General features: G+C 38.7%; 8 protein-coding genes. 3 read left to right on the forward strand and 5 right to left on the reverse strand.

Going from position 1 to position 13,529, the window contains the following annotated elements; translation table 11 throughout:
* Positions 1-273 precede the first annotated feature (273 nt).
* Complete coding sequence (locus tag CWO92_RS08480) at positions 274-2,676, forward strand: M14 family metallopeptidase (protein ID WP_101353779.1); 2,403 nt, start codon at positions 274-276, stop codon at positions 2,674-2,676.
* 500 nt (positions 2,677-3,176) lie between these two features.
* Here the strand turns inward: CWO92_RS08480 and ppsA are convergent, their stop codons facing one another.
* From ppsA to CWO92_RS08505, 5 genes are all read right to left on the reverse strand, one after another.
* Positions 3,177-5,792 carry a phosphoenolpyruvate synthase gene (gene ppsA / locus CWO92_RS08485; protein ID WP_101353780.1) on the reverse strand — a complete coding sequence of 872 codons (2,616 nt, stop codon included), beginning with the start codon at positions 5,790-5,792 and terminating at the stop codon, positions 3,177-3,179.
* A gap of 320 nt (positions 5,793-6,112) precedes the next feature.
* Positions 6,113-6,766 carry a vWA domain-containing protein gene (locus tag CWO92_RS08490; protein WP_101353781.1) on the reverse strand — a complete coding sequence of 218 codons (654 nt, stop codon included), beginning with the start codon at positions 6,764-6,766 and terminating at the stop codon, positions 6,113-6,115.
* 78 nt (positions 6,767-6,844) lie between these two features.
* Positions 6,845-7,849: a macro domain-containing protein gene (locus CWO92_RS08495; protein WP_101353782.1), complete on the reverse strand. Its 1,005-nt coding sequence runs from the start codon at positions 7,847-7,849 to the stop codon at positions 6,845-6,847.
* A 222-nt stretch (positions 7,850-8,071) separates the two neighbouring features.
* Positions 8,072-8,842, reverse strand: coding sequence for a hypothetical protein (locus tag CWO92_RS25825; protein WP_199256898.1), 771 nt, complete (start codon positions 8,840-8,842; stop codon positions 8,072-8,074).
* A gap of 510 nt (positions 8,843-9,352) precedes the next feature.
* Positions 9,353-10,093: an IclR family transcriptional regulator gene (locus CWO92_RS08505; protein ID WP_101353783.1), complete on the reverse strand. Its 741-nt coding sequence runs from the start codon at positions 10,091-10,093 to the stop codon at positions 9,353-9,355.
* A gap of 318 nt (positions 10,094-10,411) precedes the next feature.
* On the opposite strand from CWO92_RS08505, the gene CWO92_RS08510 reads away from it, so the two are divergent.
* Positions 10,412-11,824 (forward strand): amino acid permease, encoded by a 1,413-nt coding sequence (locus tag CWO92_RS08510; RefSeq protein WP_101353784.1) that lies wholly within the window; start codon positions 10,412-10,414, stop codon positions 11,822-11,824.
* A 23-nt stretch (positions 11,825-11,847) separates the two neighbouring features.
* A complete protein-coding gene (locus tag CWO92_RS08515) occupies positions 11,848-13,518 on the forward strand; it encodes a M20/M25/M40 family metallo-hydrolase (protein ID WP_101353785.1) in 1,671 nt (556 codons plus the stop codon).
* Positions 13,519-13,529: the final 11 nt, after the last annotated feature.

Consider the following 13,529-nt stretch of genomic DNA (forward strand, 5'->3'; position numbering starts at 1 on the left):
AGGCTAGGACATAAGTAAAAAAATCATTGAAATTGGTTAAATCTACGAAAGCAAAAACGCATGAAATCAAGGTTTTTAAATTTGATTTCATGCGTTTTTTTGATTTTCACTGCGTTGTGTCCCAGCCTCAATATTTGTTGATAGAAACTTTAGATAGACGAAATATTTGTTGAAAGAAACATGTCCTTTGAAATTAATTTCCGACATAATATTCTAAATAATTAGATTAGAATTAAAATTGCATTAAAAAGAAATGAAAATTTGGAGGTGCGTATGAAAGTGCGAAAAAAAAGGAATTGGAAAAAGAATATAATGGTCCTGGCCACCATGACCGTCCTTGGTATCTCGGTTCTCTATCCCGGTCTGAGCGCCCCCTCTAAGGCAGATGAGACGGATTTGCCCATTCCAAAAGAGGAAACCGTCTCGATTGTAACTCTCCAGGTACCAAATGAACAAGCCAAGGACAAGTTGTTGGAGGTGGGGATTGACTTAACAGAGCACATTACGAAAAAAAATGGAATGTATGAAGTGGATGCCGTTGTTACCCCATCCGAGTTAACAATGCTTGCAAGCTATGGTATCAAGGCGAAGGAAACAGTGTTTACAAAAGAACAATGGAATGCCAGGGTGGCAGAAAGACAGGAAGCCGTTCAACTTCAGTCTAGCTTAACGGCTACAGAAGATTCTGTAAAAATTTTACGTGCCAATCATTTTACCAATCAATCCGGTACCTTCCTCTATATCGAGGCAAAAACCAGTGCTGGAGAAACCGCCAGCACCGCCCTTAAAGCTACCTGGACAGAGAACGGAGCGGAACAATCCGCGACTTTATTAAGATTTGTAGACGCCGAAAAGTATATGTATCACTATTTACTTCTGCCGATTAGCGCCATTCCGGCTTCCGTAACAATTGACAGCAATCTTGGGGGATCTGCTTCAAGTGCAGTGACACAATGGCTGGGAGCTGATAAGCCAGGCACCCCGCAAACAACCTATGTCACGGACTTTATCGACCATTATATGGCACCAAATGAATTGTACGAGCGTATCGTCAAGCTCGCAAAAGAGTTTCCTGATTTAGTAGAAATCATTGATATGCCGAATAAAACGAAAGGTTATAGACGGCTTGCCCAGGCGACTATCGGTTCAACTACTAATACTTCTGTTGTCGTTTCCTCAAAAGCATGGGGTCACGAAGGCGGAAATGAGATATCAGTTGAATTCAAAAATCCTGGTGCCAATAATACTCCTCTTCATGTAACAGTTAAAAACAAAAAAATAATAGTAGATTTGGCCACCGATTCTTCAGGTAAAAGCATAAGTACGGCAAAACAAGTAGTGGATGCCCTAAATTCACATGCTGACAGTCTGGTAACCGCGACAACATACCGTGGCAATAGCGGAACCGGTGTTGTTTCACCGGCAACTGCAAATTTAACCGATAATTTAAAAGCTCCTGCAAATGTTTCCCGTGATCCGTTCACAGTTAAAGCCATCCGCATTGGCAAACACAGTGATGGCTCTAAGCCAGGCGTTCTTGGATATGCTCAAGAACATGCCCGCGAATGGGTAACACCTCTTGTCACGATTGAAACAGCTGAGAGGTTACTGCGCAACTATGATCATGATGCTGAAACAAAAAAACTTGTTAATAATCTAGATATTTTCTTAGTACCTAGCACCAATCCGGATGGAGCCAATTATAGTTTCTATGATTACAATATGCAGCGGAAAAATATGACCAACTACTGCGGCCCAACGGAATCAGATCCAGGATACAGTACTTCTTGGGGGGTTGACATAAACCGAAACCATTCGGTCGGGTCTGCATTTGACGGCTACGTCGGGGCTTCTACTACACAATGCCGAAGCAGCACCTATGCAGGACCAGCGGAAACCTCCGAACCAGAAGCTAAGAATATAGTATGGCTGGCGGACCAATATCCAAACCTTAAGTTCGCGATGAATATCCATAGCTACGGCGGCTACTTTATGTGGGCACCAGGGGCATATACTCCAGACCGCGTAACCCTGCCAAGCCCGGATGCCGGTCAGGATGCCTTTTACTGGGCAGCGTCGAACACTATTTTAAACGATATTCAGGACTACCGCGGAACCGTCATTCTCCCTGGCCAAACCGGGCAAATCCCGGATGTTCTCTACTCTGCAGCGGGTAACTCAGCCGATTACCTATGGTATGAGAAAGGAATCTATGCTTGGGACTTCGAAGTTGGAGCTGATTTATGGAATAAGGATAAAAACAGATGGGAATCGGTTGGATTCCAGCCGCCGTTTTCTGAGGGTCATGAAGAGGCGATGGAATTTTCCAATGGTTTAATCGGTCTGTTAAAAGTTGCCTATAACAATGCGAAAGACCATCAGCCGCCATCGTCTAAAGCGGTACCGGGGAACGGCAAGTATACCGGACCTGTCGAAGTGAAATTTGAAACCAGCGAGCCAGCGACAGTCTATTACACCCTTGATGGCAGTCGCCCTGATTTTCATTCGAAAAAAGTGCAGTTGAATGGAATTCGTGAATCTGCGGAAACTTTTAAAATTGACAAAACAACCACAATCAAGTATTTCGCGGTTGACGCAGCCGGAAATATTGAGAAAAACTACAACCCGCAGAGCAAAGGAAATAATTATAACTCGCTGACAATTACAATCAAGTAATCATTATATAGAGTTGGCCATTCGGGGCCAACTCTTACTTTTTCCACCAGCACTCTAATAAGATATTTGCGCGAGATAAGTTTAAAAGCAATTGACTTCGGTCCACAACTTCCTATCCTAATTGATTCTGCCGTCCAGAAGCATATGTGTAAAGTGCCGGAAAGTTATCCTATAGATAAAATTTAACCCGTGATCACTATGAGGATGTATTTGATGGTTCAGTCACTTTGCCAATATGTTTGATGATTTGGATATTGTGGACCTTCTCATCCTATGAAGTTCATCTATTTATTTAAAGTCCAATTGTTATCACTATGTGGATTTCTTTTTGCCACTATTCCTAAGCAAAAATCAAAAGGTGCTAGGTGAAATTCAAAAGTGTGAATTTCATATTAAAACGCTAATTATATTTGCTCATTAGCGCAATTTTCTAGTTGAGTACTTCACTACATTCTTCAATTCATCAAATACCTCATTCCTATTCTCTTCTTTTGATTTTACTATAGTACTTCTATATACCCATCTGTACCATTTACTCTTATCCTTTGCCTATCCTTGATTAATTTCGTAGCATTTTCCACACCGACAATTGCTGGCAGGCCATATTCACGTGCGATAACAGCTCCATGGGTCATGAGTCCACCAACTTCGGTTATTAGGCCTTTTATCGATACAAACAATGGGGTCCAGCTAGGGTCGGTAAAGGTAGTGACTAATATATCTCCATCTTCCAATTCCGCATCTTCCACGTTAAAGATAACTCGTGCTCTTCCCTCTATCACTCCGTTCGAAACAGGCAGACCTACAATAGAATTTGCCGGGAGGTTTTCTCGTTTGTACTTCCCAACAATTATTTCTCCATCTGACGTAATGACACGTGGAGGAGTCAGTTTTTCATATAATGTATATTCGTGCTTTCGCTTGCTAATCATTTGGTAATCCAATTTATTAGAACGAACGACTTCATGAAGCTCTTCAAAGGTAAGATAATATATATCTTCTTTTTCTTGAATAATGTTCGCTTGCATGAGCTGTTCCGCTTCTTTCAGTAATGCCTGTTTATAAACGAAGTAGCGATAAATCATTCCATATTTTGGATATTCTCTGTACCCGCTGAAATTTCGTAGCAAGTTAATGATTCGTTTTGTTTCTTCTGCTTTCTGTTCCCCATCTGGTAATTGCTTCAGCCGTTCTAATATCTCTTGCTCTTTTTTCAAAGCCTCCAATCGTCCTTGCTCCCATTTCCGCTGACTGGCCTTAGGCTCAAAGTTTCTGATATTACTCAGAATCATAGGGATGATTGTTGCTGGCTTTTCGCTCCACCTTGTTCTTGTAATATCGATTTCCCCGACACAGCGCATTCCATATTTTTCAAGGTACGCTTTGATTGCATTCTGAACCTCCAGCCCACCATCAAACTTCACGAGTTCCTCTAAAAAGCTTTCATCTTTTACATCTTGTAAGTACTCTATTATCTCGGTATAGGGACGAATCACATCTGCCACATCCATTAATTCCAAGCCCATTTCCGAAGTGATATTGTTCGGAACGGATTGAGAAAGTATGTCTGCTGCGTTTTTATCTCCTAACCATTTGTTCATATTTTCATTAATCCAGGATGAAGCATTCATTACAATTCTAATTAACGCAGAACTTTTCGGGTTAAATAGATGATATTTTAATTGCTTAATATCTTCTAGAATGAAATCAAATAATTCCGCTCCTGATTTTGCTTGAATATTTCGTTTTAACTCTTGTATTGATGCTTGATTGCTCTTCATTAATTCAAGAACAATGCTCGGGTCGTTGGTGGTTTCTTTTAAGATGTCTTCCTTTTTGTTATTAAGGATTGAACTGGAGCTTTGCGGCTTTTCCTCATCATCTGGTACCAATTTTATAAAATTTTCACGTTCCACTATTGTCATGAGTGCGTCGTGGGTCAGCGGTTCATGTTGTTCTAATAGTTGCAGAAAATTTTTTCGAGTGGAAGAAGAGGTCAAATTCCGAGTAGCATCCACAAACAACCTTCCGCCCGCTACTCTCATAGGTGCAGGAGTCGTTAACAGATAAAAAGAAAGTCCCAGTGGTTTCATAGGATCTGTCATCATTTGTTGATGGCCGACCGATATATAAACGTGATTTTCTTGATCATTCGTGTCAGGGATCGGGAAAAGCGTAGTGATCGGACGGCTCTGGACAATATAAAATGTATCATCCACTAAACACCATTCGATATCTTGCGGCTGGCCGAAATATGCTTCAATCTGTCTACCGATGTGTGCCAGCTGGAAAATTTGCTGTTCCGTAAGGGTTTGAGTCCTTTGCAAATCGGGATCAACCTGCTTTGTTTCGGTACCTCCTTCCTTTCGACCATAGATAGCCACTTTTTTTGATGCTATCATTTTCTCGACAATCTTATCTTCCTTTACCTTATAACAATCAGGAGTTACCAAGCCGGAAACCAATGCTTCTCCAAGCCCAAAACTAGTATCGATGGATAGTATTTTTCGATTCGAGGTAATGGGATCTGCGGTGAATAAGACCCCTGAAGCCTGTGGGAAAACCATCTTTTGAATGATAACGGACAAATAAACCTGTCTGTGATCAAACCCATTTTGCATGCGGTACATAACTGCTCGTTCCGTATATAGGGAAGCCCAGCACTTACTGATATGCTGTAAAATCGCATCTTTTCCTCTGATGTTAAGATAGGTATCTTGTTGACCCGCAAAAGAGGCATGAGGTAAATCTTCAGCGGTCGCGCTAGAACGTACTGCATACGCATGTTCCCTGCCAAACTTAGATAGATAGTCCTCAACTGCTTTCACCACAACGGATGGAATTTCCGTTTCCAAAATAATTTGCCGAATATTACTGCTGATTTTCTTAATTTGATCACGATCTTCTACTTTTAGCATGGACAATTGATCCAGCCATTTTTGAAACGTTTCGTTTTGTTCAATTGTTCTTCGATATCCAGTTGTTGTAATACAAAATCCTTCTGGTACTTGTATTCCTTGGATTCTTGATAATTCCCCTAAATTTACCCCTTTTCCGCCAACGAGTGTAAGCTGTGTTTTTTCTATTTCCTGAAAGCTCAGAACCAAAGAACTCATTCCGTATCCCTCCTACCCATCATATTCTTCTGATTTTAGCAGTAGTAAATAGGAATAAACAGTCTATATTGGCGATTTTTTATATGCTATAATTAGATTAGGAGGAGTAGTAAACATAGCTAAACCTGAGGTTAAGGAGTTTAGTTATCTAATAGTTGTTGCTTTTTAGTTTACATAATATTATTATTGCTGACTCATTTTTTTTAAAACCTTATTAAAATATGATTTAATCACCATTTGCAGCTAATGTTAATATGAAAAAAGCCTGCGCATTTAACGCAGACTTCTTGATTTGAGATAAATATTTTCAAATTTTTCTCCTAGTTTTTAGCTATGCACCGTTTGTAATCACTTTCAATCGTTTCCTTCCAGGCCCGATCAATCCTCTTACCCCCGCGCAGATTCTGCACTGCTTCATTTATTGCTTCGAAATTCACCTGTGTTCCTACTGAGTCAGCGTGGTAATCGACCGCAAAATCCTCATCTATACCAAACTGTGCAGCCGTTGAAATTGCATCAATATTTGCACCAAGAAATATAAACTCCCAACCAAATTTCTCTTTTTGAAACTGAATCATTTTCTTAATTTTTTCCGTTGTGTATTCACAGCTGGCATTTTCCATGCCATCCGTTGTAATGACGAATAACACCTTTTCTGTACGTTCCTCCGCGCTTGTTCTCTTTTGTACGTTGACAATCTTTTGAATGGACGAACCAATCGCGTCCAATAATGCGGTAGTTCCACCTACTTCATAATCTTTTTCAGTAAGTGGCGATATGCCTCTTATATTTATTCGGTCATGTAATAATTCGTATCGGTGATTAAATAGTACCGTTGTAATAATGGCTTCACCTTCTGCTTTTTGTTGTTTCTTCAGCATAGAATTGTAGCCACCGATTGTATCAGCCTCTAATCCAGCCATCGATCCGCTTTTATCCAATATAAATACTAATTCTGTTAGATTTCTTTTCATTCTTATCATCCTCCGTTTTCTTGATGAACTTAGAATAACAAGAATGATATAAAAAAAGGTCGCTTCGAAAGCGACATTTTATGACCCGAGTAATGGTTGGTCAAAAGCAAATAATGCTTCATTTATTTCATGAATATTATAGTTGTTTTGCTCCATAAAATACTGAATAATAACGTCAAATTTACTGCTGTGCGATAATGTATATCCTGCAGTCGTTAATAATTCCAGCGTTTCTTCCATATTTAATTTCAATGCCACCGCAAAGGCAACAGCTGTTTTCTTCGTTGGCGTATAGTCAATGCTGTTGCGAATTTTAGAAAATAATCGTCGATCGATATTTGCCCGCTTATATGTTTCTACGTCTGTTAGTCCTTTTTCATCGATAAATCGAAGCAGCCGTTCTGAAAATGAGTCTTCAAGTTGATCCAATCTTTTCTCCAAGGAATAATCTTCTTCCGATAAATTTTTCTCGTGGAAAATCTCCGATTCCTGCATACTTTCCATAATATCGTATTGTTCAATACGCTTCCGGGCAAATACCTTTTCTGCTTTCTCAACATAATGCTCATCAATATATTGATGGATGGATGCAAACAACTTATTACTTATTCCAAAAGCTTTTTTATCGAACACAACGAGATATACAAGCATGTCATTTTCTAGTAAAAAGGAACTGATGACAGATATCGCAATTTGCAATGCTTCTTCTTTTGGATATCCATAGATTCCTGTTGAGATCAATGGAAAAGCGATGGATTCGCATTTGTATTCTTTTGCTAGTTTTAAAGAGTTCATGTAAGAGGCTTTTAGTAAATTCGCTTCTTGATTTCCTCCTCCCAGCCAAACGGGGCCAGGAGTATGGATGATGTATTTAGCAGCTAATTGAAAACCCTCCGTCATAACCGCTTCTCCTACCTTGCATCCGCCGATTTTAGCGCATGCCTTCTGGAGCTCACTGGCACCTGCAGCACGAAAAATTGCTCCGCATACACCGCCGCCCATTTGCAAAGCTGTATTGGCGGCATTTACAATGGCATCCACCTGCATTTTTGTAATATCCTGACGAATTAGTTCCAACGGCATCTTCTTGTCCCCTTCACAGTACAAATCAATATTTTTGAAAGACAGCTTATCTAGTAATTTAATTTCAGTTTCAGCATATCGAACATGCTATAATTTTATTGACTATAGTAACCTCAGAAACGTTTATTTACAGATTCGTTATTTTTGATTGTTGTTATTTATGCAATGGTGTAATAAGTAGGGAAGAAAAATCGCATTTTGGCGATTTAATTGTGCTTATTATCAAGAAAATCCGTAAAGTTCATTAAGTTGTTTATCTAATGACTTCCACAGAAATACCCACCCGTCGCCAGGTTCATTTTTTAGCTCTATCTTTAGCCCTCTTGCAACTAATTTTGTTCTGTCATTTGGGTAATCTTTTGGAGACATCTGTCCCAAAATAAATTTCGAATAAACTCTACCAAGTGTTGTTAAGTGATTCTCTTTTACCGTTGGTAATTTTTCAATTTCATGGGGTAATGGTATGTCATTCCCTATCCAGTCACACAATTCACAGACTGGATCTGTTCCACCATCATCAGTATGGTGACCTATTACACGGAAAATTGCAAAATTACCAGAGCGTAACTGATAGGAAATTGCGTCCCCAAACTCTAAATCAGTTTGGCTTTTATAGCGTTTTTTGACCTTTTTTGGCTCAGGTTGAGGAGAAATCAGCTGTTCTCTAAGCTTTAATAGGTGCTTCTCCCGTTGTTTTGCCCATCCAGGTTCTCCTTCTTCTTTCCATCTCTCAAGATCTGAACCATTATCAATAACTTCTATTGCATTCGTCTTTGCTTCATCGGTTAATCTTCCTATTTTCCATTGTGTTGCTGCTAACGAAAGCCAAAATACATTGTATTCTTCTAAGTCCTCTTTACTGATACCATAATTATCAATTAATTTATTAGTCGCCTCTTCAGAACTTAAACCATTTACAATTAAATCCTTAAATTCATCACGGACATCACAAGCTAAATCATCTGAAAAAATAGCTGGACCCCAAGCCCCCATTAAAATTCACATCCTAAAATATACAGTCAGATTTTAAACGGTTTTGAACTCAGATAATCGGAGAGAATTTTACAAGATTTACATTTATATCGTTGTCTGTTATTGAATTTGCCATGTCAGATAACATCTTCGTTTTCGCAAAGTGGACAATAAAAACCTTCGTGAAATTGAGATTCACGTAATTCATTTATTTTGTTTCAAAATTATTCCACCTGAGCATTTCTTTTAAGAATAACAAAACACGTTCCTTTTCTGCATCCGTTGAGTTTTTCAATATGCTTTGTTCCTACATATCACCGTACGCATTTATATAGAACATTCTATCCTATCGGTTATGCAAAAGAACAACGCTTAAAAATAACTAAGCCATTTCTATAAAAATTATAACAGTTTAAAAGCGTAATAGATGGCTAATACAAAGGTTTTATATAAATACGGATATTTTTTTACATTCAAAAAAGAAGAACACTTTTTTTATCAGGTTCTTCTAATTTTTTCTTTTTCGAACATTTACTTTGTTTTCCCAATTCGTAAAGATGCTTCATTAGCAGCATTAGTGACCTTTACCACTAAAAACGAAAACCGTTCATCTGGGATATCGCTTCCTAGTAAGTTGATATACAAGGAACCTATGACATTATTGTTGAATCCAATGACTGGAGCGGCAATAGATGCTGTCCCTTCTGTTTTTTCACTGTAGCTCACCGCATACCCATTTATTTTAATTTCATTTAGCTGCCGTAAGAGTTCTAATCGTTCTTTTTCGGATTCTATTAATTCATGAGAAATACTTTCTTTTATTTCCTCATCCATAAACGCAAGCATGGATTTATTAGCTGCACCAATATGCAATGGAATGCGTTCGCCTAGGTTGTCAATGATTCGTACACTGGAAGGGCTATCCACTCTTTCTATTATAATCGCATCATTTCCATTCGGAATACTGAAATAAACGCTCTCTTTCACATCTTGTGCTAACTGTTCCATGATCGGGCGTGTCGCTTTTCTGAAATCAATATTCTCAAGTGAACGAAGACCAATTTCCATCCATTTATGTCCCACTGTATACCGCTTCGTTTCGGCGATTTGTGCCACCAGCCCATGCTTGAGTAAAGTGCTGATAATTCTATGTACTGAACCTACTGGAAGGTTGATTTCTTTTGCAATATCCGAAATGGCCCATGAATTTTTACCGTCATTGGAGGTAAGAGTATTAATGATTTGCATTGCCCTATCGATTGATTGAACCATTGTATTCCCCATCTTCCTTCTGAATGCTTATTACTGTTTATCATATAGGACAAAAGTGATGATGTAAATACTATTAATCTGAAACTTTCAAATAGTACCTATTGACAAGAAAATAAAAATAATTTTAAATATAGGTATAATTTTTATCGCATTACGAAAACATTTTTCGTATAGTGAAAAAATCGTAAATGTATAATTTTTTTAACATCAGTTGTAAGCGTTTTCTAAATCCGATTAGAAAAATGTCTTATACAGATTCTCTCTTCATTGGAATAAATCATTTCACTAGTTTAGAAGAACAGAAAGTGAGGTTAACTTATGAAGCAAACAAACAACACGAACACAGAGCTAAAGCGATCCATGAAGGGCAGACATCTTTTCATGATTGCACTCGGTGGTGTTATAGGTACAGGGCTATTTAACGGTTCTGGCTTGATTATTAGTAAGGCTGGGGCCGGAGGGTCGATACTTGCCTTTTTAGCTGGCGGGTTTCTAATGTACCTTGTGATGCTTTGTCTGGGAGAATTGGCGGTAGCCATGCCAGTATCGGGATCCTTCCAAGTATACGCTGGAAAATTCATAAGTCCCTCTACTGGTTTTACCATCGGCTGGTTATATTGGCTAAGCTGGGCAAATACCGCTGGTTTGGAGTATACAACAGCAGGTATCACGATGCAGAGATGGTTTCCAGATGTTCCTGTTTGGGTTTGGTGTATTGTATTTGGTGCCGTTATTTTTATGCTGAATGCCTCTTCTGCACGAAGCTACGCCGAAACAGAATTTTGGTTTTCAAGTATTAAAGTAACAGCAATCCTTGCCTTTATCGTTCTCGGTGGTGCCGCAGTATTTGGCATTATTCCTTTAAAGGGGCATGAAGCTGCACCATTTTTCACTAATTTCACCAGTCATGGCGGTCTTTTCCCCAACGGCATAGCAGCTATTTTGCTAACGATGGTAACAGTAAACTACTCCTTCCAAGGAACGGAGCTTGTCGGGATAGCTTCGGGGGAAAGTGAAGACCCAGGGAAAACCTTGCCGCGATCGATTCGTAATATTATCTGGAGAACCATTATTTTCTTTGTTTTAGCGATTGCCATTATTAATGCCTTTATTCCATGGGATAAAGCAGGATTATCGGAAAGCCCGTTTGTTACGGTATTTGATAAAATCGGTATCCCCTTTGCAGCAGATATCATGAATTTCGTTATTCTCACTGCCGTCCTTTCTGTTGCCAATTCGGGTACCTACGCTGCATCCAGAATGGCTTGGTCTTTATCGACGGAAGGTCTGGCACCGTCCTTTTTGAAAAAAATATCAAAGCGTGGGATTCCACTGCGAGCGTTAATCATGACCGTATCCGTTTCGGCATTATCGCTTTTAACTAGTGTTTTCGCAGCAGAAACCGTGTATGTGTGGTTAGTTTCTATTTCCGGAGTCATTACCATTTTTGTATGGATGTCTATATGCTTGTCCCAACTTCTTTTCCGTAAAAAGTACATAAACGATGGCGGTAAATTGGAAGATTTGAAGTTTAGAACGCCACTCTATCCGATTGTTCCGATACTTGGATTCGGATTATACGGAATAATTGTCGTATCCTTACTCTTTATTCCTGAACAACGACTCGGAATTTATTGCAGTATACCATTTATCATTTTCTGTTATGGGTATTACCACCTATTTATTAAAAAGAAACAAAAATTGAATGTAAGAAAGAAAAAAGCTTCCTAATCATTAAAGTGAGGTTGAACATCATGTATAACGAACTTAAAGAACAAACATTAGCGGAACAATTAGAAACTATAACTAGAAAATTAGTTAGTCTTCCAAGTATAAATGGAACAGAGGGTGAAGCAAATCTAGCAGAATTTATTAAGCAAACTTTACTCACCTTTCCTTATTTTAAGCAGCACCCATTGAATGTCTGGGAACAAAAAATACCAGAAGATCAATTAGGACGTAAGAATATTTTTGCCCTTGTTCGCGGTAAGACAGCTTCCCGAAAAACGATTATTTTTCATTCCCATTTAGATACCGTCGGGATTGAAGATTTTGGATCCATGAAAAAGGATGCATTTAATCCGGATGCCTTACAAGAGTTCTTTGCAAACTATGAGTATGACCAAGAAGTACAACAAGATGCCCTCTCAGGTGAATGGCTATTTGGGAGAGGCGCAGTAGACATGCAAAGTGGGATTGCTGTACACATTTCTAATATTCTTTATTTTAGTGAACATTTAGATGAACTTCCTGGAAATATTTTGCTGATGCTAAATCCAGATGAGGAAAGCCAACACGTTGGTGTGCAAATGGCCATTTCCGAATTGAAGCGCTTGAAAGTACAGGAAAAATTCGAGTTTGTTGCTGCTATTAACAATGATTTCATAACACCATTGTTTGAACAAGATACAACTCGTTATATTTATACCGGAGCAGCCGGTAAGCTTCTTCCATGTTTCTATATTTACGGCAGAGAAGTTCATGTCGGGGACACTTTAACCGGTATTGATCCGAATTATATTGCATCTGAAATAACTAGGAGGATTCATAATAATCTCGATTTAGCTGAAAACATTGAAGGCGAATTATGCCTTCCTCCGACTTGTCTATATCAAAGGGACACGAAAGAAATCTATAATGTGCAAACGGCAACAAGCAGCTATTTATATTTTAACTATTTTATTTATGAAAGAACGGCAAAAGAAATAATGAATAGTTTAAAAGAAATTACGAGTCAAGCCTGCTCTGAAGTCAAGCATTCTTCCTATACACGTTACCAGAAGTTTCTTAAACAAACAGGTTATCCACCAAAACCAATTTTATGGGATATTGAAGTGATAACGTTAGCCGAATTCATAGAGGAGCTAGAAAGTAAAGGAATCGAAACGTTATCCCATACTAAAAGGGTTATTCAGGAAAATCAAGGGATGGAACTGCGGATGCTTTGTTTTAAGGTAGTTGAAGCATTGCAGCAACTGGATCCGGATAAGAAACCAAGGGTAATTCTATTCTTTGCACCACCTTATTTACCGCATAATTTTTTAAGAACTGACAATGCTCGTGATCGTATATTGCTACAATCAATTGAACAAATAGTAGAAGAACTGGGGAGAGAAACGGAAGAAACATTTGCAATTAAAAAGTTTTTCCCATATTTAGCAGATGGAAGCTTTCTCTCGCTGCACGAAACCGATGAAGAAATTCTTTCCTTGATTCGTAATATACCGGAATGGCAATCCATCGGGATGACACCGTTTAAAGATATTCGTGAATTAAATATTGCCTCCATCAATATGGGCGTCTATGGGAAAGACGGCCACAAATGGACTGAACGTGTCTTTAAACCATATACGTTTCAAGTTCTACCGCAATTGATTCGAAAAACAACTATTCAACTATTATCCAATCAACTCGTAACAAACTAAATAAATGGCAC

Source organism: Heyndrickxia camelliae, assembly GCF_002844575.1.
GTDB lineage: Bacteria > Bacillota > Bacilli > Bacillales > Bacillaceae_C > Margalitia > Margalitia camelliae.

Excerpts from the sequence above, each read along its gene's own strand:
- CWO92_RS08480 (WP_101353779.1), top strand. The coding sequence starts at position 274 with ATGAAAGTGCGAAAAAAAAGGAATTGGAAAAAGAATATAATGGTCCTG.
- ppsA (WP_101353780.1), bottom strand. The coding sequence starts at position 5,792 with ATGAGTTCTTTGGTTCTGAGCTTTCAGGAAATAGAAAAAACACAGCTT.
- CWO92_RS08490 (WP_101353781.1), bottom strand. The coding sequence starts at position 6,766 with ATGAAAAGAAATCTAACAGAATTAGTATTTATATTGGATAAAAGCGGA.
- CWO92_RS08495 (WP_101353782.1), bottom strand. The coding sequence starts at position 7,849 with ATGCCGTTGGAACTAATTCGTCAGGATATTACAAAAATGCAGGTGGAT.
- CWO92_RS25825 (WP_199256898.1), bottom strand. The coding sequence starts at position 8,842 with ATGGGGGCTTGGGGTCCAGCTATTTTTTCAGATGATTTAGCTTGTGAT.
- CWO92_RS08505 (WP_101353783.1), bottom strand. The coding sequence starts at position 10,093 with ATGGTTCAATCAATCGATAGGGCAATGCAAATCATTAATACTCTTACC.
- CWO92_RS08510 (WP_101353784.1), top strand. The coding sequence starts at position 10,412 with ATGAAGCAAACAAACAACACGAACACAGAGCTAAAGCGATCCATGAAG.
- CWO92_RS08515 (WP_101353785.1), top strand. The coding sequence starts at position 11,848 with ATGTATAACGAACTTAAAGAACAAACATTAGCGGAACAATTAGAAACT.